This window comes from Pseudomonas mandelii (genome assembly GCF_900106065.1).
Taxonomy (GTDB): Bacteria; Pseudomonadota; Gammaproteobacteria; order Pseudomonadales; family Pseudomonadaceae; genus Aquipseudomonas; species Aquipseudomonas mandelii.
Window position 1 is genome coordinate 6,022,819 of record NZ_LT629796.1, and the last position, 21,414, is coordinate 6,044,232.

Annotated in this window: 18 protein-coding genes and 1 pseudogene; 15 read left to right on the forward strand and 4 right to left on the reverse strand. The window is 60.4% G+C overall.

From position 1 onward, the window contains the following. The first annotated feature begins 20 nt into the window (after positions 1-20). Positions 21-653 (forward strand): response regulator, encoded by a 633-nt coding sequence (locus BLU63_RS27940; protein WP_010460104.1) that lies wholly within the window; start codon positions 21-23, stop codon positions 651-653. 10 nt (positions 654-663) lie between these two features. Here the strand turns inward: BLU63_RS27940 and BLU63_RS34000 are convergent. Then, positions 664-753, reverse strand: a pseudogene (locus BLU63_RS34000) (transporter suffix domain-containing protein); the annotation flags it as partial. Between the two features lie 119 nt (positions 754-872). Here BLU63_RS34000 and BLU63_RS27945 point away from each other — a divergent pair. The 3 genes from BLU63_RS27945 to BLU63_RS27955 are packed head-to-tail and all read left to right on the forward strand — an operon-like array spanning position 873 to position 4,562. Then, complete coding sequence (locus tag BLU63_RS27945; RefSeq protein WP_083376794.1) at positions 873-2,411, forward strand: efflux transporter outer membrane subunit; 1,539 nt, start codon at positions 873-875, stop codon at positions 2,409-2,411. Next, on the forward strand, positions 2,408-3,547 hold the full coding sequence (locus BLU63_RS27950) for an HlyD family secretion protein (RefSeq protein ID WP_083376795.1): 1,140 nt from the start codon (positions 2,408-2,410) through the stop codon (positions 3,545-3,547). Before BLU63_RS27945 ends, BLU63_RS27950 begins: the two co-directional genes overlap by 4 nt. Next, positions 3,537-4,562 carry a DUF2955 domain-containing protein gene (locus BLU63_RS27955; protein ID WP_083376796.1) on the forward strand — a complete coding sequence of 342 codons (1,026 nt, stop codon included), beginning with the start codon at positions 3,537-3,539 and terminating at the stop codon, positions 4,560-4,562. The genes BLU63_RS27950 and BLU63_RS27955 overlap by 11 nt, the downstream gene beginning before the upstream one ends. On the opposite strand, the gene BLU63_RS27960 is transcribed toward BLU63_RS27955, so the two are convergent. After that, positions 4,547-5,002 carry a YMGG-like glycine zipper-containing protein gene (locus tag BLU63_RS27960; protein WP_010460096.1) on the reverse strand — a complete coding sequence of 152 codons (456 nt, stop codon included), beginning with the start codon at positions 5,000-5,002 and terminating at the stop codon, positions 4,547-4,549. The genes BLU63_RS27955 and BLU63_RS27960 overlap by 16 nt on opposite strands. A 209-nt stretch (positions 5,003-5,211) precedes the next feature. Between BLU63_RS27960 and BLU63_RS27965 the strand changes: the two genes are divergently transcribed. Then, positions 5,212-7,599 (forward strand): DUF3772 domain-containing protein, encoded by a 2,388-nt coding sequence (locus BLU63_RS27965; RefSeq protein ID WP_042932089.1) that lies wholly within the window; start codon positions 5,212-5,214, stop codon positions 7,597-7,599. Positions 7,600-7,658: 59 nt separating this feature from the next. On the opposite strand, the gene BLU63_RS27970 is transcribed toward BLU63_RS27965, so the two are convergent. Next, a complete protein-coding gene (locus BLU63_RS27970) occupies positions 7,659-8,573 on the reverse strand; it encodes a helix-turn-helix domain-containing protein (protein WP_010460092.1) in 915 nt (304 codons plus the stop codon). A 162-nt stretch (positions 8,574-8,735) separates the two neighbouring features. Here BLU63_RS27970 and BLU63_RS27975 point away from each other — a divergent pair, with 162 nt between their 5' ends. The 10 genes from BLU63_RS27975 (at position 8,736) to BLU63_RS28020 (ending at position 20,178) form a co-directional block, all read left to right on the forward strand. Beyond that, positions 8,736-10,094, forward strand: a complete 1,359-nt coding sequence (locus BLU63_RS27975) for a glutamine synthetase family protein (RefSeq protein ID WP_077748402.1) — start codon at positions 8,736-8,738, stop codon at positions 10,092-10,094. Positions 10,095-10,238: 144 nt separating this feature from the next. After that, on the forward strand, positions 10,239-11,327 hold the full coding sequence (locus BLU63_RS27980) for a polyamine ABC transporter substrate-binding protein (protein WP_077748401.1): 1,089 nt from the start codon (positions 10,239-10,241) through the stop codon (positions 11,325-11,327). Further along, positions 11,324-12,616, forward strand: a complete 1,293-nt coding sequence (locus BLU63_RS27985; protein WP_083376797.1) for an NAD(P)/FAD-dependent oxidoreductase — start codon at positions 11,324-11,326, stop codon at positions 12,614-12,616. The genes BLU63_RS27980 and BLU63_RS27985 overlap by 4 nt, the downstream gene beginning before the upstream one ends. A gap of 211 nt (positions 12,617-12,827) precedes the next feature. After that, on the forward strand, positions 12,828-13,424 hold the full coding sequence (locus tag BLU63_RS27990) for a paraquat-inducible protein A (protein WP_010460085.1): 597 nt from the start codon (positions 12,828-12,830) through the stop codon (positions 13,422-13,424). Continuing rightward, positions 13,421-14,080, forward strand: a complete 660-nt coding sequence (locus BLU63_RS27995) for a paraquat-inducible protein A (RefSeq protein ID WP_077748399.1) — start codon at positions 13,421-13,423, stop codon at positions 14,078-14,080. Before BLU63_RS27990 ends, BLU63_RS27995 begins: the two co-directional genes overlap by 4 nt. Beyond that, complete coding sequence (locus tag BLU63_RS28000; RefSeq protein WP_010460081.1) at positions 14,061-15,716, forward strand: PqiB family protein; 1,656 nt, start codon at positions 14,061-14,063, stop codon at positions 15,714-15,716. The genes BLU63_RS27995 and BLU63_RS28000 overlap by 20 nt, the downstream gene beginning before the upstream one ends. 16 nt (positions 15,717-15,732) lie before the next feature. Continuing rightward, entirely contained in the window at positions 15,733-16,293 is a 561-nt protein-coding gene (locus BLU63_RS28005) for a PqiC family protein (protein WP_083376798.1), read from the forward strand. A gap of 205 nt (positions 16,294-16,498) precedes the next feature. Further along, the gene (locus BLU63_RS28010; RefSeq protein WP_083376799.1) at positions 16,499-17,509 is read left to right on the forward strand and encodes an iron ABC transporter substrate-binding protein; all 1,011 of its coding nucleotides are present in this window, start codon (positions 16,499-16,501) and stop codon (positions 17,507-17,509) included. A gap of 3 nt (positions 17,510-17,512) precedes the next feature. Then, positions 17,513-19,111, forward strand: coding sequence for an ABC transporter permease (locus BLU63_RS28015; protein ID WP_083377308.1), 1,599 nt, complete (start codon positions 17,513-17,515; stop codon positions 19,109-19,111). Next, positions 19,108-20,178 carry an ABC transporter ATP-binding protein gene (locus BLU63_RS28020; RefSeq protein ID WP_083376800.1) on the forward strand — a complete coding sequence of 357 codons (1,071 nt, stop codon included), beginning with the start codon at positions 19,108-19,110 and terminating at the stop codon, positions 20,176-20,178. The genes BLU63_RS28015 and BLU63_RS28020 overlap by 4 nt, the downstream gene beginning before the upstream one ends. A 10-nt stretch (positions 20,179-20,188) precedes the next feature. Here BLU63_RS28020 and BLU63_RS28025 read toward each other — a convergent pair whose 3' ends face one another. Next, positions 20,189-21,079, reverse strand: a complete 891-nt coding sequence (locus tag BLU63_RS28025; RefSeq protein WP_083376801.1) for a site-specific integrase — start codon at positions 21,077-21,079, stop codon at positions 20,189-20,191. Positions 21,080-21,414: the final 335 nt, after the last annotated feature.

Below are 21,414 nucleotides of genomic sequence, written 5' to 3' on the forward strand. Positions count from 1 at the left end.
AACAAGAGTGAATATCTGCGATGAACCTGCCCTATCCGATCCGCGTCGCCCTGGTCGACGATCACTCCCTGGTCCGCGACGGGATCAAAGCGCTGCTCGCGGTCATGGCGCCCCTGGAAGTGGTGGGCGAAGCCGAAAGTGGCGCGCAGGCCATCGAGATGGTCGGGCGCTGCCAGCCAGACTTGTTGCTGGTCGACATCAGCCTGCGCGACATGAACGGGCTTGAGCTGACCCGCGTGCTGCGCAGCCAGTACCCGTCGCTCAAGGTGCTGATGCTGAGCATGTACGACAATTATGAATACGTAAGTGAATCCGTTCGCGCCGGCGCCAGCGGCTATGTGTTGAAGAACTCACCGTCGCGGGAAATCATTGCGGCCATCGAAGCCATCGTCAGTGGCGGCACGTTCTACAGCGCCGAAATCGCCCAGCGGCTGATAGCCGACAAAAGCACCGACAATGAGCTGACCCCTCGCGAAAGCCAGGTGTTGTACAAAATGGCGCAAGGATTGAACAACAAGGAAATGGCCCGCGAGCTCGACATCAGCGTGCGTACTGTGGAAACCCATCGTTTGAGCATCCGCCGCAAACTGAACATCGACAAACCCGCAGCCCTGGTCAAGTACGCGATCGATCACGGGATCATTTCGCGCTAGCAGGCACGCCTTACACCGCCTCGGGATTGACCACCTTGGCAGAGCGGATAAACAACGCCCGCGCCTTCTCCCAGAAATTGCCCCCCAGCACAAAAAGACTCATGAGTGTCCTGCCTATCAATGATCGCAGAAGGTTTGAGGTTGCCTGAGAAGCTTAACAGCCGGTTGCTCATTTGGACGGCTATGCTCCAGTGACCTTCTCTGGTTGGACGATACGCGATGCCTCGAGGCCGTTCCTTGCAAAGACTGCCAGGCCACCTCCTCCTGCTCGGCGCACTTGGCCTGAGTGGCTGCGTGCGGCTGGGGCCGGACTTTCAGCCGCCGGGCGAAACGTGGGTCGAACACTGGAATACCGCAGCCCTTGAACACGCCAGTCAACGCGGACCGAATCCGGATATCCGCCAGTGGTGGCAGGTCTTCAACGATCCGCTACTGAATCAGCTGATCGCCGAGTCGGATGCAAATAATTCCAGCCTGAAAATCGCCGGCTTGCGCGTGATGGAAGCCCGTGCCCAGCTGGGCATTGCGCAAAGCGCTCTGTACCCGCAACTGCAACAAGCCAGCGCCGACAGTTTGTACTTCAATCGCCGGCAATCGGGTGGCACCAATCCCCAGGACAGCCATTTCTGGCAATACAGCGCAGGGTTCGACATGGGTTGGGAGCTGGACTTCTGGGGGCGTTTCAGCCGGGCCATCGAATCGTCCGACGCCAGTTATTTTGCCGCTCAGGCCAACTACGAAGACGTGCTGGTATTGCTGCGCGCCCAGGTCGCGGACACCTACTTTTCATTGCGCACCACCGAGGCCCGGTTACGCGTTGCCCGGGAGAACGCCAAACAACAAAAGCGTAATTTCGAGATCACCGAAAAACTGTTCAACAGCGGCCAGCAAGCGGAACTCGACCTGCAACAGGCCAAAACCCAATACCTCGGCACCCTGAGCACCATCCCCTCCCTCGAAGACCAGTTGCAACGAACGCGCAATGCCTTGGCCGTGCTGATCGGGCAACCGCCCGGCGCGTTACCGCTGCTCGTGAGCAACGAAGGCTTGATCCCGCTGGTCGATCGCGCCGTGCTCCAGGATGTGCCGGCCAATCTGCTGCTGCGTCGGCCCGATGTGCGCGCCGCCGAGCTGAATGTCGCCGCCCAGTCGGCATTGATTGGCGTGGCCGAAAGTGACTTCTATCCGTCGCTGACCTTGCTTGGCAGCATCGTCTGGTCGGCCGACACGCTCAACGGTACGTCCCGAAGCCTGGACCTGATCGGCGGTCCCAGCCTGCGCTGGAACCTGTTCGACCATGGTCAGATCAGCAATAACGTGCGCGTCCAGGATGCGCGGTTGCAGCAACTGATCGAGGCGTACCGCGACAAAGTCCGACAGGCTGCGCGGGAGGCTGACGATGCCGCCACTGGTTTGATCAAATCGCTGGAGCGCGAACGCATCCTGAGCGAAGCCGGAGTGGCCGCCAAACGCTCGCTGGTGCTGGCCAGCACGCAGTACCGCGAAGGTTACTCGGACTTTCAGCGGGTGCTCGATGCTCAGCGCGCACTGCTCGAACAGCAGGACAGCTACCTGGTCGCCCGCAGCAACGCGGTGAGCAACCTGATTGCCCTGTACAAATCCCTCGGTGGCGGTTGGTACAGCGCCCAGCCCAAAGTCGATGAAGCCACCCGCCAGCAGATGGAAAAACGCACCGACTGGGGCGACCTGCTGAGCGAGCCCGCCGCCCTCCCTGCCCCACAAGGTAAACAGCCATGAGTGAAACCGTGCAGCCTGTCCCCGAGGTGCCCGCCCCAAAGCCTCCTGAGCCTGCCGCTGACCCGGCGAAAAAAGGCATCAAATGGGTGCTGCTCCTGATCCTCCTGAGCCTGGCGTGGTACTTGGCGGCCGACCGTTTCACGCCCTATACGCAACAAGCCCGCGTGGGCGCCTTTGTCATTCCGGTCGCCTCGGAAGTCGCCGGCCGGGTGATCCGCGTCAACGTGCGCAACAATCAGGACATCCAGGCGGGCGACGTGCTATTCGAAGTGGACCCGCAGCCGTATCAGATCGCCGTCGACCGCGCCCGCGCAGACCTTGAATCGACCCGTCGGCAGATCGGCGCCAGCACCGCCGGTATCGCTTCGGCGCAAGCCAACTTGCGCGCGGCCCAGGCCAACGAACTGAAGGCGAAACAAGACAATCAACGTTTGGAAGGTTTGTACCGCGAAGACCCCGGAACCATTTCCGTGCGTCTGCTCGAAGTGTCTCGCGCCAATCGTGAACAGGCGGTCAGCCAGGTCGCGGCCGCCCGCGCCGAAGTGCAACGCGCCCGCGAGCAAGAAGGTGGCAGCGAGGAAGACAACGCCCTGCTGCGAAGCGCCGCCACGGCGCTGTCGAAAGCCGAGCTGGATCTGTCCAACACGCAGATTCGCGCCCGTTCGGCGGGGTTGGTCACCGACCTGCGCACCGACGCCGGGCAGTTCGCCGCGGCCGGTGGCCCGGTCATGACCCTGATTGCCATCCACGATGTCTGGATCAGCGCGGACATGACTGAAAACAACCTCGGTCTGGTGAAAGTCGATACGCCTGTGGCGATCGTCCTGGATGCATTCCCGGGCGAAGTGTTCGACGGACGCGTGCGCAGTGTCGGTTATGGCGTCAGTGTCGGACAGACACCGGCGCCTGGCACCTTGCCCAGTGTCCAGAACAGCCGCGACTGGCTGCGACCGGCCCAGCGTTTTCCGGTGATTATCGAGCTCTCCGAAGACGCCCGAAAAACCTTGCGTGACAGCGGCGCCATCCGTGCTGGCGGGCAGGCCGAAGTCATGGCCTTCCCGACTCAAGGCAACCCGCTGAACCCGTTGGGTCGGCTGTTTGTGGGTTTCATGAGCTGGCTGAGCTATGCCTACTAAACGCACGCCCCGGGAACAGCGCGCATTACGCCTGGCCACTGGCACGGCGCTGTGCCTTGCCGCCAGCTTCGGCCTCGGGTTGCCGATCCCCTTTCTCGCGCCGGTGCTGTGCCTGATCCTGCTGGCCTCGATCAATCGCCCGTTGCCGTTCAAGGCAGCCGTGGTGCTCGCATTGGCTGCGATGTTGACCACGGGCCTCGGCCTGTTGTTGATCCCGATCCTGCGTTATTACCCCTTCAGCGGCGTGCTGCTGATCGGTCTGAGCCTGTTCCTGGTCTTCCGTTTTGGCCTGCGCGGTGGAAATGCCCTGATCGTGACCTTTCTGGTGATTGGCCTGACGATGATTTCCTCGGCCGGCGTTGCCGAATTCGATCTGGCGGCGATGGTCATCGGTGCGCTGGTCAAGGGCTTGCTGCTCGCCGTAGCGGTCGTGGCGATCAGTCACGGGTTATTCCCGGATCCGCCCAACGCCCCTTCCCCGCCACCCGCCCCGACGTTGCCCGCCGAAGAGGTCAGCCGAGTGGCGCTACGTGCAACCCTGATCGTGTTACCGACGTTCCTGCTCGCGTTGATCGACCCGGCCGGTTACCTGCCGATCATCCTCAAAGCCGTCAGCCTGGGCCAACAAAGCTCCACGACCAACGCCCACACAGCCGGTCGCGAACTCGTTGGCTCAACCTTGCTCGCAGGCCTGCTGGCGATCCTGTTCTGGAGCGCCCTCAGCCTGTTTGTGCACCTGTGGATGTTCTTTCTGTGGATGCTGCTGTTCGGCCTGGTGCTGGCGCGCAAGCTCTACGCGCTGAGCCCGACCGGGTTCAGCCCGGGGTTCTGGCTCAACGCCCTGATCACGCTGATTATCCTGCTGGGCCAGTCGGTTCAGGACAGCATCGCAGGCAAGGACGTGTACACCGCGTTTGCGGTGCGCATGGGCTTGTTCCTTGCCGTCACGTTGTACGCCTGCCTGATGGTTTATCTGCTCGAGCAGCGGCCGCGAAAGGCTCAGGGGTTAACCTGATACCCCTTGCCCTGCAGGCAACTGGTGTACGCCGTCGAGGTCGTTGCGGCACTGGTTTTCTCTTGTGCCCGGCGTTCCTGACGCTGACGCGAGCCGCCCACCACGGCACCGGCCACGGCGGTCTCTTTCGCGCGGTCCTGCCGATAGTCCTGTTTCGTGTCGTCATCGATGCGCTCATAAAACTCGTCATGCTGACGCCCGCGCACTTCTGCCCCGGCCGATCCCGCGGCGGCCCCCGCGGCAGCACCACGCAATCGCCCTCCGGAAGCAGGCTGTGCGGTCGACGCGGCCTGACTGGACGCGATGCTGTTGCATTCATTGATGTCCAGCTGGGTCTGTTGCGAACTCTGCCCTTTCATCGGAACGACCGTTGCAGCCCAACCCTGGGTGCACGCAACCGTCAATGCGATGCTCAGGCCGATGGATGACACCTTGCTCATAATGACCTCCAACGCAGCCCGTCACTCTGCACTAACCCCGGGTAGCTGATCCCGGGCTTGATTCAGCAACAAAGAGTGTAGATCACGCGGCACCCACTCTCTGCACGGTATTGCCTGATCCTGACGGCGAACAGGATTCTTTTCGATCGTTTTGGCGTGATGGCCTAACCTCATAGGTTGAGCGACCCACCACAGAGTCGAGCACCCCCATGCGTAATGCATTGAAGTCAATGATGTTCGTCGTGCTCACGCTGCTTGCAACCAGTGACGGAGCGCTGTCGGCCGCCGACATACTGCCGGCTGCCGGTATTACATCGGGTACTTCGTCGTTAGTCATTTCTCAGAGTGATCTGCAAAACCTGCAAATCCGCCTTGACCGAATCAAGCAACAGATTTCGCTGGCCAATAACCTCACCCAGATGGTCGGCCTGCAAGATGCTGTTCAGTCGTTTATCAACGACGTGGATAGCCTGCAGTCATCCCTGCTGCCCGAACAGAAGCAACTGCAAGCCCAACTTGATGTGTTGGGCCCGGTATCACTCGACGATGTAGAGTCAGAGAAATCGGATATCGCGACGCAAAGAGCCTATCTCTCCGAGCAAAAGACCAAAGTCGATTCCAGCCTGAAAACCCTGACAGCACTCAGAAACAATGCTGCCGGTCTCCTTATTCAAATCGCCGGTATTCGCCGCAACCTGCTGGAATCCGAAGTCACGCTGCGCAGCGGCAGTATCCTGGGGCCGGGGTTCTGGGCGCCATTGTTCAGTCCGCTGAAGGAGGACCGCCAGCGGCTGAGCGAATTCATCCAGCAGGCTTCCAGCGCCATCAAGGCCGCCTGGCAACCCGGCGAACGCCTGTTCACCATCGCATTGATCGTGCTGGCCCTGGGTGTTTGGTCCTGGGGCCGAAGAATCGCGGAGCGCGGGCTGACCTGGGTGTGTATTCATCGAATGCCGGAAGGACGTTTGCGTCGAAGCTCGCTCGCACTGGCCTCTGTCGTGGCGACGCTGCTGACCACTGCTTTTGCGATGCAACTGCTGTTTTATGCGCTCACCCGGCAATTGCCGTTGTCGCCTTTGATTCAGAACTTTGCCGATGAATTCGAAAAAATCATCTATGTGTGCATCCTGATTACCGGTCTGAGCCGGGCGCTGCTGTCGACCCGACATCCTTCCTGGCGACTGCCGGCCATCTCCGATCCCGTGGCACTGGCAATCCAGCCCTTCCCCAGAATACTGGCCGTCACACTGCTGATTCTGGTCAGCCTGGCACAAATCACCAACGTCACCGGCATGAGCCCGCCGGCCATTCTGTTTGGCCGCGGTTTGATCGCGCTGGTGGTCACGCTGATTATCGGCACGTTGTTCCGGCGAGCCAGCAGAGTCCGCAGAGCCGTTGCGGCTACCGGGGAAGCGCCCGAATCGAGTACCACCCTTGCCGGCCTGATTTATTCGTTGGCCGGTTTTGCGACGGTGGTATCGCTGATTGCGCTGCTGATCGGCTACATCTCCCTGGCACGGTTCATTACGTACCAACTGGTCTGGGGTTTTATCATCCTGTCGGGCTTCTACTTGCTGACGCAATTGTTCAGAGACAGCTGTGAGTACCTGTTTTCACCCAAGAGTCCAAGCGGCAAGGCGCTCAAACAATTGCTCGGAATCGGCGATGTACGCCTTGAGCAAGCGTCGATCATTCTGTCCGGTGTCGGTCGCGCCGGTTTAATGCTGCTGGCGGTCATTTCACTGTTTGTCGGTGGCGTCGGCACGACGCTGGGGCAACTGTTTACCCAGACGTTCGCCATCCTCGGCGGCGATGGCCTGCGCAAACTCAATATCATCCCGGGCCATTTGCTGAATGCGCTACTGGCCCTGTTCATCGGCATCTACCTGATTCGCGCACTGCGCCGATGGCTGGATAACGAGTTCCTGCCCAAGACCGACATGGACCCCGGCATGTGTGCCTCGCTCAGCACACTGTTCTCCAATATCGGTTACGCCCTGGTGATACTGCTGACCTTGTCATCCCTGGGCATCGAGTGGACCAACCTGGCGTGGATTGTCAGCGCCCTGTCGGTGGGGATCGGCTTCGGCTTGCAGGAAATCGTCAAGAACTTCGTCTCCGGGCTGATTCTGCTGACCGAGCGCCCGGTCAAGGTCGGCGACCTGATCAGCATCAGTGGCGTCGAAGGCGACATCCGCCGCATCAACGTCAGGGCCACCGAAATACAACTCAGTGACCGCTCGATCGTCATCGTGCCCAACTCACAACTGATCTCGCAGAACCTGCGCAACGTCACCCTCGGCGGCAGCGCACAAGGGGTGGCGACTCTGGAGCTGATGTTCCCGCTGGACATCGATCCGGAGCAAGTTCAAAACCTGCTGTACGACACGTACCGCGAGAACGAAACCATCCTCGACAAACCGGCTACCTTCGTCCGGTTCAGCAAACTGACCCCCGAAGGCATCACGCTGACGGTCACGGGCTACGTCAGCAGCCCGAGAATCGTCGGCACGACTAAAAGCGATTTGTTGTTTGAAATTCTCAAGCGATTGGGTGCGGCCGGGATTGAACTGGCGAAACCTGCATCGACGGTTTGAACAAAAAACCGGTCGTTCAGCCAGTCACTGCGCCCTCTCGGCGAGGCTGAACTTGCGAATCAGGTCCTGCTCGGGCGAATGCGCTTGAGCGTTTCACTCGGCAGTTCCTTGAACAGCGCCCGGTAACTGCTGGAAAACCGCCCCAGATGCCAGAACGACCAATTCATCGCCACTTCGGCAACGGTGGTGTCATTCGGTGTTCGCGCGAGCAATTCGCGGTGGGCGCTGTTGAGGCGGCGCAGGCGCAGCCAATGGGTGGGCGTCATCCCGGTGAAGGCCTTGAACGCATGCTGCAACTGCCGCAGGGAAACCCCGGCCACCTGGGAGAGCTCCAGCAGGTTGAGGGTTTCTTCCGGTGAGTCGGCGGCCCATTCGCCGATGCGTTTCATCACTGCGCGTTCTTCGGTGCGGCGCTGCAGGCCGCCGTGATCGAGGCACACACAGGCGTTGTCGAGGATGTACAGGCAGTCTTCGAGCAGTTGCTGGGTCAGCGCTTCTTTGCTCGGCGGGTCGAGCGTTTCGGCGAGGCGGGTCAAGGTGCCGCTCAACCAGCGGCTGAACAAGGCGTTCTGCCCCGAGTTCAGCGGCGACATGAACAAGCCTTCCAGCCGCGCAACATTCAAACCGTGACGCTGCACGAACTCCGGACCAAACACCACGGCGACTTCCTGGTAGTTCTCCGGGGTGATCCAGATGTTGCGGCTTTCGCCATTCAACACATACAGCGCGTTGTCGCTGCGATCGAAACAGAACGCCAGCGAACCCTCGGGCGCGCTGAAATTCTGTTCGACCCGGGTGTTCATCTGCTCTTCGTAAATCTCCACGCCTTGCAGGTCCAGGTAGCGCACACGCCCGGCGAAATGCCCCGGCGACATTTGCTGGTAATGCTGAACCCAACCCGGCGTGGCGCGGATTTGCGCAGCGACATCGTCGGTGTTGAACGCTTGGACCTGAATTGGACTGGACGCTGACATGAATGACCTTACGCACTCGTTTGGTGCGTTTTGGTGCTGCTGAAAGTGGATAGATGGAACCGCAAGGCTCGCCCAAGATAGTCGTCAACGCGTCTCAGGGGAAGTGTGCGGTGGATGAAACCGTCCTCCCCGGCGTTAAAAAAAACCAATAACGAGGTCTTTATGAATGCCCCTTTCGATCAGCTCCTCACGTGGCTGAAAGATCACAAGATTACCGAAGTCGAGTGTGTGGTCAGTGACTTGACCGGCATTGCACGCGGCAAAATCGCACCCACCAACAAGTTCCTGCATGAGCGAGGCATGCGCCTGCCGGAAAGTGTGCTTTTGCAAACGGTAACCGGGGACTTTGTCGACGACGACATCTACTACGACCTGCTCGACCCGGCCGACATCGACATGGTCTGCAAGCCCGTCGCCGACGCGGTGTATGTGATTCCATGGGCGATCGAGCCGACCGCCATCGTGATCCACGACACCTTCGACAAGTTCGGCAACCCGATCGAACTGTCGCCGCGCAATGTGCTGAAGAAAGTGCTGCAGCTGTACACCGACAAAGGCTGGCGGCCGATTGTCGCGCCGGAAATGGAGTTCTACCTGACCCAGCGCTGTGAAGACCCGGACCTGCCGCTCAAGGCGCCGCTGGGCCGTTCGGGCCGTGCGGAAAGCGGTCGTCAGTCGTTTTCCATCGACGCCGCGAACGAATTCGATCCGCTGTTCGAAGACGTCTACGACTGGTGCGAACTGCAAGGCCTGGACCTCGACACACTGATCCACGAAGACGGCCCGGCGCAGATGGAAATCAACTTCCGTCATGGCGATGCGCTGGACCTGGCCGACCAGATCACTGTGTTCAAACGCACCATGCGTGAGGCGGCGCTCAAGCACAACGTCGCGGCAACCTTCATGGCCAAGCCGATTGGCGACGAGCCCGGCAGCGCCATGCACATCCACCAGAGCGTAGTCGACATTGCCACCGGTCAGCCGATCTTCGCCAATGCCGACGGCACGATGAGCGAGCTGTTCCTGCACCACATCGGCGGTCTGCAAAAGTACATCCCCAAAGTGCTGCCGATGTTCGCGCCCAACGTCAACTCGTTCCGCCGCTTCCTGCCGGACACCTCGGCCCCGGTCAACGTTGAATGGGGCGAAGAAAACCGCACCGTCGGCCTGCGAGTGCCGACCTCGACGCCAGATTCGATGCGCGTGGAGAACCGCTTGCCGGGGGCTGACGCCAACCCGTACCTGGCGATCGCGGCCAGTTTGTTGTGCGGTTATCTGGGCATGGTTGAACGCATCGAACCGAGTGCGGCGGTGCAAGGTCGAGCCTACGAGCGCCGCAACCTGCGCCTGCCGATCACCATCGAGGATGCGCTGACGCAGATGGAAGAGAGCGAAACCATCGGACGGTATCTGGGCGACAAATTCGTGCGCGGTTACGTGGCAGTCAAGCGTGCTGAACACGAGAACTTCAAGCGGGTGATCAGTTCCTGGGAGCGTGAGTTCTTGATGCTTAGCGTCTGAAAACCACGCGAGATCACGCGCCCCCCTGTAGGAGCGAGGCTTGCCCGCGAAGGCGGCCTGACTGTCAACGACGATGTTGAACGGACCGGCCTCTTCGCGGGCAAGCCTCGCTCCTACACAGTCTAATAACTAAAGAGGTGTCGAATGCGTCTATTGAAATCCATGGTGCCGGCCGCGCTTGCCGTGCTGTTCAGTGCCGTTGCCCAGGCTCAACCCACCGTCAGCGTCTACAACTGGACCGATTACATCGGCGAAACCACCCTCGCCGACTTCCAGGCCAAATCCGGGATCAAGGTGATCTACGACGTCTTCGATTCCAACGAAACCCTGGAGGGCAAGTTGCTCGCCGGGCGTACCGGGTATGACGTGGTCGTGCCGTCCAACCACTTCCTCGCCCGTCAGGTGAAGGCCGGCGCGTTCCTCAAGCTGGACCGTGCGCAGTTGCCCAACTTCAAGAACCTCGACCCGAAATTGTTGGCGCTGCTGGAGAAAAACGATCCGGGTAACGAGCATTCCGTGCCGTACCTGTGGGGCACCAACGGCATCGGCTACAACGTCGACAAGGTCAAGCAAGTGCTCGGCATCGACCGCATCGATTCCTGGGAAGTGCTGTTCGAACCGGAAAACATCAAGAAACTCAGCCAGTGCGGCGTATCGATGATGGACTCGGCCGATGAAGTGTTCCCGGCGATTCTCAATTACATGGGCATGGACCCGCGCAGCGAGAACCCTGAGGACTACAAAAAAGCCGAAGCCAAACTGTTGAGCATCCGGCCTTACATCACCTATTTCCACTCCTCCAAATACGTGTCGGACCTTGCCAACGGCGACATCTGCGTGGCCTTCGGCTATTCCGGTGACGTGTTCCAGGCCGCCAACCGGGCCAAGGAAGCCAAAAACGGCGTGAACATCGCCTACGCCATTCCGAAGGAAGGCAGTAACTTGTGGTTTGACCTGTTGGCGATTCCTGCCGATGCCAGCAACCCGAAAGAAGCCCATGCCTTCATCAACTACCTTCTGGACCCGCAAGTGATTGCCAAGGTCAGCGCCTCGGTCGGCTACGCCAACCCCAACCCCGCCGCCAAGGAATACATGGACGCAGAGCTGGTGAACAACCCTGAGGTTTACCCACCTCAGGCAGTCCTCGACAAACTCTACATTTCGACCACCCCGCCCCAGGCGATCATGCGACTGATGACCCGTTCCTGGAGCAAAGTGAAGTCCAACAAATGAATAACGAACACGCACATTCCTACTACGCGGCCACCGCCAAAGGCCTGACGCCCTACCCCACGCTGGCCTCGGACCTTGTGGCCGATGTCTGCGTGATCGGCGGCGGTTTTACCGGGGTCAACACCGCGATCGAGCTGGCTCAGCGCGGGCTCTCGGTGATTGTGCTGGAGGGCCGGCGGATTGGCTGGGGCGCCAGCGGGCGCAATGGCGGGCAGTTGATCCGCGGCATCGGCCATGACGTCAGCGGTTTCACCCGGTACGTCGGTGAGGACGGGGTGCGCTATCTGGAGCGTGCGGGGATCGACTCGGTGGAACTGGTGGGCAATCGCATCCGTGAACACGGGATTGAGTGCGACCTGCGCTGGGGGTTCTGCGAGCTGGCCAACACCAAGGCGCAATTCTCGGCGTTCAAGACGGAGCGCGACAGTCTGGCCGAATCAGGTTACGCCCACGAAACCCGTCTGGTCGGGCCGGAGCAGATCCGTGAGCAAGTGGTGGACTCAAGCGTCTATGCCGGTGGTCTGGTCGACATGGGTTCGGGCCATTTGCATCCGCTCAATCTGGTGCTGGGCGAAGCAAGGCTGGCGCAATCCCTTGGGGTGCAGATCTTCGAGCAGAGCCCGGTTCTGGAGTTGATCCATGGCAGCACGGTGCAGGTTCGCTGTGCCGGTGGCACGGTACGCGCGGGAAGTCTGGTGCTGGCCTGCAACGCGCACCTTGAAGAACTCGAACCGAAGCTCAGCGGCAAGGTGCTCCCGGCCGGCAGCTACATCATTGCCACCGAGCCGTTGGCACCTGAGGTTGCCGCGCAGTTGATCCCGCAGAACCTCGCGTTATGCGACCAGAAAGTCGGCCTGGATTACTACCGGCTCTCGGCGGACCGGCGCTTGCTGTTTGGCGGCGCCTGCCATTATTCCGGGCGCGATCCGGCTGACATCACGGCGTACATGCGCCCGCAGATGCTCAAAGTCTTCCCGCAATTGCGCGATGTGCGCATCGACTATCAATGGGGCGGCCGGATCGGCATCTCCGCCAATCGCTTCCCGCAAGTTGGCCGCTTGAGTCAGCACCCGAATGTGTTTTATGCCCAGGGTTACTCGGGGCATGGGCTGAACGTCACGCATTGGTGCGCGAAGCTATTGGGTGAAGCGATCCATGCCGGGCACAGTCGAGGGTTCGACGTGTTCAGCGCCGTGCCGCACATGACTTTTCCCGGCGGGCCGATGCTGCGCTCGCCGTTGCTGGCGCTCGGGATGTTCTGGTATCGACTGCGCGAACTGGTTGGCTGACAGGCCGCTATCGCGAGCAGGCTCACTCCCACAGGGGATTTTCGGCGGACACAGCATTTGTGACGACGACGATCCCTGTGGGAGTGAGCCTGCTCGCGATAAACGATAACGCGGTCAATCAGTTGTTTAGGCCTTTCGATTTGCTCAATCGCAAGGCACTTCTATATTGAGGAGGTGCTCTGACTTTCCTGCGTCCTGGCGAGTGCGGCCAATGGCTACGACTGACCAACTGATCATCTGCGAGCACTGCGACTGCGTGTATGAAAAAGTCACGCTCGCCAAACATCAAAAAACCCTGTGTACACGCTGCGGCGGTGTGCTCCAGCGCTATAACGGCCTGACGGTGGAACAACGCCTGGCGTTGACCTGGACGGCGTTGATGCTGTGGATTTTCGCCAATTTCTACCCGGTCATGAGCATCAGCCTCAAAGGCCTGAAAAACAGCGCAACCCTCTGGGACTCGGTGCTGGCCCTGAGCCTGGGGCCGATCACCTTCATTGCCATGGTGGCGGCGATCGCGATGATCATCGCGCCGATTTTCCAGCTGTTGCTGCTGATCTGGGTGCTGAGCTATGCCCTCGCCTCCCGGCGCTCGCCCGGTTTCAGCTTCTGCATGCGCTGGCTGGAAACCCTGCGGCCCTGGAGCATGCTCGAAGTCTGTCTGCTGGGAGCCATGGTCGCGGTGATCAAGCTCGCCGGGTTGCTGGATGTGCTGCCCGGCATCGGTCTGTTTGCCCTGGCCGTGCTCAGTCTGATGATGATCCGCATCGCCGGGCGCGATATCCGTGAGCTGTGGGACATTCTATGACAACGCCTCCGGTCGCCAGCGAACTCAACCTCTGCCTGTGCCACAGCTGCGGACTGGCCTGCGACATGACAGGTGAACCGCACCAATGCGAGCGCTGCGGCGCGCCGTTGCATCGGCGCAAAACCAACTCGCTGACCCGCACCTGGGCCTACCTGCTGACCTCATTGGTGTTTTACGTCCCGGCCAATCTGCTGCCGGTGATGAATACGAAGATGGTCGGCAACGGTGCTGACAGCACAATCATGGGCGGCGTGCTGGATTTCTGGCAGCACGGTGCCTGGGACATCGCCCTGATCATTTTTATCGCCAGCATCGCGGTGCCGGGCGTCAAGTTCGTCGCGTTAATGCTGCTGCTGATTACGGTGCATCGCAACAGCCTATGGGCGCGCAAGGAACGATCGACGTTATACCGCTTCGTCGAGCTCATCGGTTATTGGTCCATGCTCGACGTGATCGTGGTGGCCCTGGTGGCCTCACTGGTGAAGTTTCAAGCCCTGGCCGATATCGAACCGCGTCCGGGCATTCTGTTTTTCGGACTGGTGGTGGTGTTCACCATGCTGTCAGCGATGAGTTTCGACCCGCGTCTGATCTGGGATAACGAGCAGGATAAAAACTCACACACCGAGGAGGACATGGATGAAGTCGCAAGCCACTGACGGGCCGCAAGCCCCTGGCCAGGCCCCAATCAAGACTCGTCGTTTCAGCGTTTCGCTGGTCTGGATCGTGCCAATCGTCGCGGTACTGGTGGGCATTTCCCTGGTGGTCCACAGCATGATGCAGGAAGGCCCGACCATCACGGTCACGTTCAAGACCGGCAGCGGCCTGACTGCCAACAAGACCGAGGTCAAATACCGCAATGTGGTGATCGGGCAGGTCTCGGACGTGGAACTGAGCAGCGACCAGAAGAGTGTCAACGCCACGATCAAACTGGCCAAACAGGCGGAAAGCTTCACCCGTGAAGACTCACAGTTCTGGGTGGTGCGTCCGCGTATCGGTGCCGGCGGCGTGTCGGGCATCGATACCCTGTTCTCCGGTGACTACATCGGCGCGGATATCGGCCAGTCCAACACCCGTTCGAAACACTTCAAAGGCCAGGAAAACCCGCCAGCGATTACCTATGGCGAACCGGGCAAACGCTTTACCTTGCACACCCAGGACCTCGGATCGCTGGACATCGGCTCGCCGGTCTATTACCGGAAAATTCCGGTCGGCCAGGTGGTGGCCTATGCGCTGGACCCTGACGGCAACGGTGTGAACATCGACTTGTTCATTCACGCGCCCAACGATGCCTATGTCACCGAAAACACCCGGTTCTGGAACGCCAGCGGTATTGATGTCAGCGTCGGCGCCAATGGCTTCGCGGTGAAGACCGAGTCGTTGTCATCGCTGCTGGTGGGCGGCATCGCCTTCCGCGCGCCGGAGTACAGCCCCAACGATAAACCGGCGGCAGAAGAGTATGCCTATGAACTGTTCCCCGACCAGCAAACCGCCCTCGCCCCGCCCAGTGGCAAGGGCCAATACTTGAGCCTGCGTTTCGACCAGGCCCTGCGTGGCCTCAAAGTCGATGCACCGGTGGAATTCCTCGGCGTGGAGTTCGGCAAAGTGGTGTCGATCAATCTGGATTTCGATGCGAAAAAGCGCAGCTTCCCGGTCAACGTTGGCATCGTGATCTACCCGCAGCGCCTGGGTTCGGCCCATACCAAAATGCTCAAGGCGCTCAATCATGATCCCAATGATGAAGCCGCAGCCGTGCGCTTGATGGGTTCCTTTATCGAGAACGGTCTGCGCGCCCAGGCACGCAGCGGCAATCTGCTGACCGGCCAGCTGTACATCTCACTGGATTTCTACCCCAAGGCCGAGAAAGTCGCGTTCGATCCAAGCGCCCGTCCGGTCAGTATTCCGACCATTCCCGGCAGCCTCGAACAGTTGCAGGAAAAACTCGAAGGCATGGTCAACAAGATCAACCAACTGCCGATCGAGCGAATTGCCGGCAATCTGGACAGTAACCTCGTCGAACTGCGCAAAGGCCTCGCCCAATTCAACGCCAAGACGCTGCCGGGCGTGCAAACCACCCTGGCCGACGTCAGCAAGACCCTGCAATCGGCCAGTTCGACGCTCGCCGAAGATTCGCCGCAGCGGGAACAGCTGACCCAGACCCTGGACGAACTCGGACGCATGTCGCGCTCCTTGCGTGAGCTCTCGGATTACCTGGGACGCCATCCGGAATCGCTGATTCGCGGCCGCCCCAACAACGCCGCACCGATGGATCTGCAGGCGCCACCGCGCAACTGACCACAGGAGCAACACCATGGCTTTTTCGCTGAAGATCACCTTGGTCACCGCGCTGTTACTGCTCACCGCTTGCCGCAGTGACCCGATTCAGTTTCACACCCTGATTCCGGCGCAATTGGGTAATCAATCCAGAGGCGGTACCTCGGAGATCGAGATTGAAAGCATCAGCGTACCGCCTCAGGTTGATCGTCCGCAGATCGTGATCCGCCAGGGCAACAGCGGCCTGGCGATACTCGAAACCGAATGGTGGGCCGCGAGCCTGGTGGATGAATTGCGCAGCGCCATGGTTGACCAACTGCTCAACAGCCATTCACAACGCAAAATGTCACTGCGCCTGGATGTGCAGCGCTTCGACTCGATTCCAGGGCAATACGCGCTGATCGATGTCAAATGGCGACTGCGCAGCCTCGGCGACAGTGATAACACGCTGATTACTTGCCGCAGCACGTTGCAGTCACCTTCCGGCCCCAGCATTGATGAGTTGGTGGTGGCGCATCAGAACAACGTCAAGCGTCTGGCCGCTGCGATCAATCAGGCGGCCGGCGGAACTTCGAAAGGCTGCCCATCGAGCCAGTGACCACACCGTTTGATTCAGACCCATCGGGCAAGGGGCCGAGGTGCTGCTAATCTGAATGTAAATGACATGTATTAACGGTTTCTTTGACGTTTTTTTCTCATTTTGAGCTCTACATTCCCTGCGATTCAAACATGCAAATGGTTCGCATTGATTGATCCGCGAATGGACGTGCATGCCTTCCAAAAGAACAGGAGCTGCCGACAGAATGTTCACCTCTACCCCTTCCTTCCTCAAAGCGGCCTTGCTGGCCACTGCCCTGCTCGGCGCCACACAGGTGTTTGCAACGGATGACGGCATTGTGGTCTACAACGCGCAGCACGAAAGCCTGACCAAAGCCTGGGTCGAGGGCTTCACCAAGGAAACCGGCATCAAGGTCACCGTGCGCAATGGTGACGATACCGAGATGGGCAATCAGATCGTGCAGGAAGGCGCCGCGTCCCCGGCCGATGTGTTCCTGACCGAGAACTCCCCGGCGATGGTGCTGGTGGACAACGCCGGCCTGTTTGCGCCGGTTGCCCCGACGACGCTGGAGCAAGTCGAGGCGGCTTATCGTCCTGCCCATGGCAAATGGGTCGGGATTGCCGCGCGCTCAACCGTGTTTGTCTATAACCCTGCGAAACTGCCCGAGGCCGACTTGCCGAAATCACTGATGGACCTCGCGGGTCCGGCGTGGAAAGGTCGTTGGGGCGCTTCTCCGGCCGGTGCCGACTTCCAGGCAATCGTCGCTGCAGTGCTGGAACTCAAGGGTGAAGCCGCAACGCTGGAATGGCTCAAAGGGATGAAAAACAACGTTACGGCCTATCGCGGCAACAGCGCCGTGCTCAAGGCGGTGAATGCCGGGCAGATCGACAGCGGCGTGATCTATCACTATTACAGCTTCGGCGATCAAGCCAAGACTGGCGAAAACAGCAACAACACGGCCCTGCACTACTTCAAGCACAAGGACCCGGGGGCCTTTGTCAGCGTCTCGGGGGGCGGCGTATTGGCGTCCAGCAAGCACAAGGAACAAGCCCAGGCGTTGCTCAAATGGATCACCGGCAAGGACGGCCAGGACATCCTCAAGACTGGCAAGTCGTTTGAATACGCCGTGGGCAAAAACGCCCCATCCAATCCGAAACTGGTGCCTTTGTCGCAACTCGACGCCCCGGTGGTCGATGCGTCGAAACTCGACAGCAAAAAAGCCGTGGACCTGATGACTCAGGCGGGGCTGCTCTAATTGATCCCTGAATCCCTGCCAACCGGTATCCCCGCGGCGATACCCGTCAACCTGCGACGACGCGCCCGTGGCGTCTTCGCCGGTCGCGGTGGCGCCTGGGTAATCGGTTTGTCGGTGCTGGTGTCGTTGCTGGCACTGATGCCGATTGCCTTCGTCATCGGCGTGTCGATACAAACCGGCTGGGCAACGCTGGTGCCGCTGGTGTTCCGGCCTCGGGTCGGCGAGTTACTGATCAACACCGTGTTGCTGGTGGTGATCACGATTCCGTTGTGCATCAGCCTGGGCCTTGCCCTGGCCTGGTTGACGGAGCGCACCAACCTGCCCGGGCGACGTGGCTGGTCGTTGCTGGCGATCGCGCCGCTGGCGGTGCCGGCCTTCGTGCACAGCTATGCCTGGGTCAGCCTGGTACCACCGATTCACGGCCTGTTTGCCGGGGTTCTGGTCTCGGTGATCGCCTACTTCCCGTTCCTGTATTTGCCGATCGCAGCGACGTTGCGCCGGCTCGACCCGGCGATCGAAGACGTGGCCGAATCCCTGGGGCTCAAGCCCTGGGCGATCTTCTTTCGTGTGGTGTTGCCGCAACTGCGCCTGGCCATCTGTGGCGGTGCGTTGCTCGTGGGCCTGCACCTGCTGGCCGAATATGGCCTGTACGCGATGATCCGCTTCGACACCTTCACCACGGCGATCTTCGATCAGTTCAAATCCACCTTCAACGGCCCCGCTGCCCACATGCTGGCCAGCGTGCTCGCCCTGTGTTGCCTGCTGATGCTGACCGCCGAATCGGCCGCTCGCGGTACGGCGCGTTACGCCCGGGTCGGTTCCGGCAGCGCGCGTGAACAACGGGTGGTGCGCCTGGACGCTCAAGCCACCGTGCTGGGGTTGATGCTGCAAATCACCACCTGCGCCCTGGCCTTGGGTGTGCCGCTGATCACCTTGGGCAAATGGCTGATCGCGGGCGGCCCGCAAGTCTGGGACTTGGCAGAGCTTGTGCCGGCGCTGGAACAAACCCTGCTGCTGGGGATTTGCGGCGCAGTCCTGACCACCTGCGCCGCGATCCCGATTGCCTGGCTGTCGATTCGCTCGCCGGGTCGGCTGCAGCGGTTGCTCGAAAGCTGCAACTACATCACCAGCTCGTTGCCCGGCATCGTCGTGGCCCTGGCCTTGGTCACCATTACCATTCATTTCGCCCGACCGATCTACCAGACCACGATCACCGTCCTGTTGGCGTATCTGCTGATGTTTTTGCCCCGCGCCCTGGTGAGTTTGCGTGCGGGCATCGCGCAGGCACCGGTCGAACTGGAAAACATGGCGCGCAGCCTCGGCCGCTCGCCTGCGCGGGCACTGTGGCTGATCACCCTGCGCCTGGCCGCGCCCGGGGCCGCCGCCGGTGCCGCGCTGGTGTTTCTGGCGATCACCAATGAGCTGACCGCGACCCTGCTGCTCGCCCCCAACGGCACGCGCACCCTGGCCACCGGTTTCTGGGCCATGACCAGCGAAATCGACTACGCCGCCGCCGCGCCCTACGCCCTGCTGATGATTGTGCTGTCGCTTCCGTTGACCGCAATTCTTTATTACCAATCCAAACGAACGGCTGGACGATGAACGCTCTGGAACTGCACGCGATCTGCAAATATTACGGTTCTCAGCGAGCGCTGGAGAACGTCAGCCTGTCGGTGCCAAAAGGCAGCCGGACAGTCATCGTTGGCCCCTCGGGTTCCGGCAAAACCACGTTGCTGCGGATGATCGCCGGTTTCGAATTCCCGGACACGGGCAGTATTTCGCTCGACGGCCAGACACTCGTCGACGACACCCATGAAGTCCCGGCGCATCAGCGCTTGATCGGCTATGTTCCCCAGGACGGCGCGCTGTTCCCGCACATGACGGTGGCCGCCAATATCGGTTTCGGGCTGTCGACCACAGGCGACGCGAAGCACCAGCGAATCGCTGAGTTGATGGACAGCGTGGCCCTCGACGCGAGCATGGCCCAACGTTGGCCCCATGAGCTTTCCGGCGGTCAGCAACAGCGAGTGGCGCTGGCGCGTGCGCTGGCGCAGCAACCACGGCTGATGTTGCTGGATGAGCCGTTTTCGGCCCTCGATACCGGTCTGCGGGGCGCCATGCGCAAAATGGTCGCGCGATTGCTGTCCGACGCCGGCGTCACCACCATCCTGGTCACCCATGACCAGAGCGAAGCCTTGTCGTTCGCCGATCAGTTGGCGGTAATGCGTGACGGCCGGCTGGTGCAGTCGGGCCATCCGCTGGACCTTTACCGCTATCCCGACGACGAACAGACCGCGCTGTTTCTTGGAGATGCCGTGGTCATGCCCGCCAGGATCGAGGCCGGTTGGGCCCATTGCGATTTGGGCCGTATTCCGGTCAACAACCACCGTAACAACAATGCCGCGCAGATCATGCTGCGCCCCGAGCAGCTGCAACTGGTCAGCATCCAGCCCAGCCTGACAGATGCCGTCGGTTGCCGCGCCGTGGTGACCGAGCGGGATTTCAGCGGCAACACCTGCACCTTGACCGTGGAGTTGCAGCCTGCCGTCGCCGGCGACCCGCACGGTCGATCACTGATGGTGCGCAGCTCTGGCCTGTACGCTCCGCCCGCTGGCAGTGAGGTTCACGTATCAACCATCGGCCATGCCCATGTGCTGAGTGAACCCTGAATCCACTCCATCACAGATCAAAGCGATCCACCGCCCGACGCCGCTCGTTGTCGTCGCGCACATCGTAGTTGGCCGTCGTCTGGATATTGCTGTGATGAGCGAGTTTTTGCGCGATCGACAGGTCATGCTCTTCGATCACCCGGGTGATGAACGAGCGCCGGAAATCATGCGGCATGATCTTCACCCCGACCTGCGCACCGCGCTGCCGGGCGATGTAATAGATCGCGTGCTTGGTGATGCGCTCTCGGGTGATGTGGCTGCCGCGACGGATGCGGTTGAACAGGAACGGGTCGTCAACCTCGCCTTCCTTGAGGTGCGAACGGCGCAGTTCCAGCCAGGCCTGCAGTTTTTCAAAGGCCCAGGCCGGGGCGTATTTGATCAACTGCTTGTTGCCCTTGGCGGTGACCCGCAAGCTGCGCTCGCTGAAATCAACCTGTGACAGGTCCAGGTTCACCGACTCGGATTTGCGCATTCCCGAACCGTACAAAATCCCGATGATGGCGGCGTCTCTCAAGCCTTGAGGACGCGGGTCGGAGGCACACACCGCCATCATCTCCTGAATCAGCGAGCGCCTGAGGTTGCGCCCCTGGGACAGACGCGTGCCGGCAATCCCTTTCACCGAGCGCATTTTCAGCAAGTGTTCCTGACTGATCAGGCTCATGCGCCACGCTTCGTTCATCACCCCGCGTACCGCATTGACGTACAGCGACGAGGTATTCGGTGCGTAGCCGTCTTCACGCAGCGCTGCGACCAGCGCAATCACATTGTCGGGTTGGAGCTGATGCCAGGGAATCTCCTCGACGTTCATGTCTTCGAAACCCAAACGGTCGGCCGCATCCTGCAAAACGTAGCGCATGGTCAACTGACTGGAGGGCGCCAGTCGGGCCAGGTAGACAGTCATCGGGTTGGTCTTCGAAGCAACAGAGTGGGTATTAACTAAGTCAATCAAACGAAACGGCCTTGAGTGGAAACAATTCAGTAAAAACAACTAAGGATTGAAACATTGTTCATATAAAGGGGAACACTTCCGCAGGACTTCTCTTCTAAAAACCGCGATAAACGGCAGAAGTCTGAACAGTGGCTGTATGACTTTCAGATAAACGATTCGAAGACCGGTTTTTCATGTTCCTTTCACAAAATCGGGCATAACCTTCAATCAACCCGACGAGCCCTTGTGGGTCGTCACGCTGCCGGTCGCGGCCCGGAAAGTCAATTGATGGCTTCCTGCTCCGGTAG

What these genes read in the sequence shown, in the direction of transcription:
- BLU63_RS27940 (WP_010460104.1), top strand. Translation starts at nt 21, where the DNA reads ATGAACCTGCCCTATCCGATCCGCGTCGCCCTGGTCGACGATCACTCC.
- BLU63_RS27945 (WP_083376794.1), top strand. Translation starts at nt 873, where the DNA reads ATGCCTCGAGGCCGTTCCTTGCAAAGACTGCCAGGCCACCTCCTCCTG.
- BLU63_RS27950 (WP_083376795.1), top strand. Translation starts at nt 2,408, where the DNA reads ATGAGTGAAACCGTGCAGCCTGTCCCCGAGGTGCCCGCCCCAAAGCCT.
- BLU63_RS27955 (WP_083376796.1), top strand. Translation starts at nt 3,537, where the DNA reads ATGCCTACTAAACGCACGCCCCGGGAACAGCGCGCATTACGCCTGGCC.
- BLU63_RS27960 (WP_010460096.1), bottom strand. Translation starts at nt 5,002, where the DNA reads ATGAGCAAGGTGTCATCCATCGGCCTGAGCATCGCATTGACGGTTGCG.
- BLU63_RS27965 (WP_042932089.1), top strand. Translation starts at nt 5,212, where the DNA reads ATGCGTAATGCATTGAAGTCAATGATGTTCGTCGTGCTCACGCTGCTT.
- BLU63_RS27970 (WP_010460092.1), bottom strand. Translation starts at nt 8,573, where the DNA reads ATGTCAGCGTCCAGTCCAATTCAGGTCCAAGCGTTCAACACCGACGAT.
- BLU63_RS27975 (WP_077748402.1), top strand. Translation starts at nt 8,736, where the DNA reads ATGAATGCCCCTTTCGATCAGCTCCTCACGTGGCTGAAAGATCACAAG.
- BLU63_RS27980 (WP_077748401.1), top strand. Translation starts at nt 10,239, where the DNA reads ATGCGTCTATTGAAATCCATGGTGCCGGCCGCGCTTGCCGTGCTGTTC.
- BLU63_RS27985 (WP_083376797.1), top strand. Translation starts at nt 11,324, where the DNA reads ATGAATAACGAACACGCACATTCCTACTACGCGGCCACCGCCAAAGGC.
- BLU63_RS27990 (WP_010460085.1), top strand. Translation starts at nt 12,828, where the DNA reads ATGGCTACGACTGACCAACTGATCATCTGCGAGCACTGCGACTGCGTG.
- BLU63_RS27995 (WP_077748399.1), top strand. Translation starts at nt 13,421, where the DNA reads ATGACAACGCCTCCGGTCGCCAGCGAACTCAACCTCTGCCTGTGCCAC.
- BLU63_RS28000 (WP_010460081.1), top strand. Translation starts at nt 14,061, where the DNA reads ATGAAGTCGCAAGCCACTGACGGGCCGCAAGCCCCTGGCCAGGCCCCA.
- BLU63_RS28005 (WP_083376798.1), top strand. Translation starts at nt 15,733, where the DNA reads ATGGCTTTTTCGCTGAAGATCACCTTGGTCACCGCGCTGTTACTGCTC.
- BLU63_RS28010 (WP_083376799.1), top strand. Translation starts at nt 16,499, where the DNA reads ATGTTCACCTCTACCCCTTCCTTCCTCAAAGCGGCCTTGCTGGCCACT.
- BLU63_RS28020 (WP_083376800.1), top strand. Translation starts at nt 19,108, where the DNA reads ATGAACGCTCTGGAACTGCACGCGATCTGCAAATATTACGGTTCTCAG.
- BLU63_RS28025 (WP_083376801.1), bottom strand. Translation starts at nt 21,079, where the DNA reads ATGACTGTCTACCTGGCCCGACTGGCGCCCTCCAGTCAGTTGACCATG.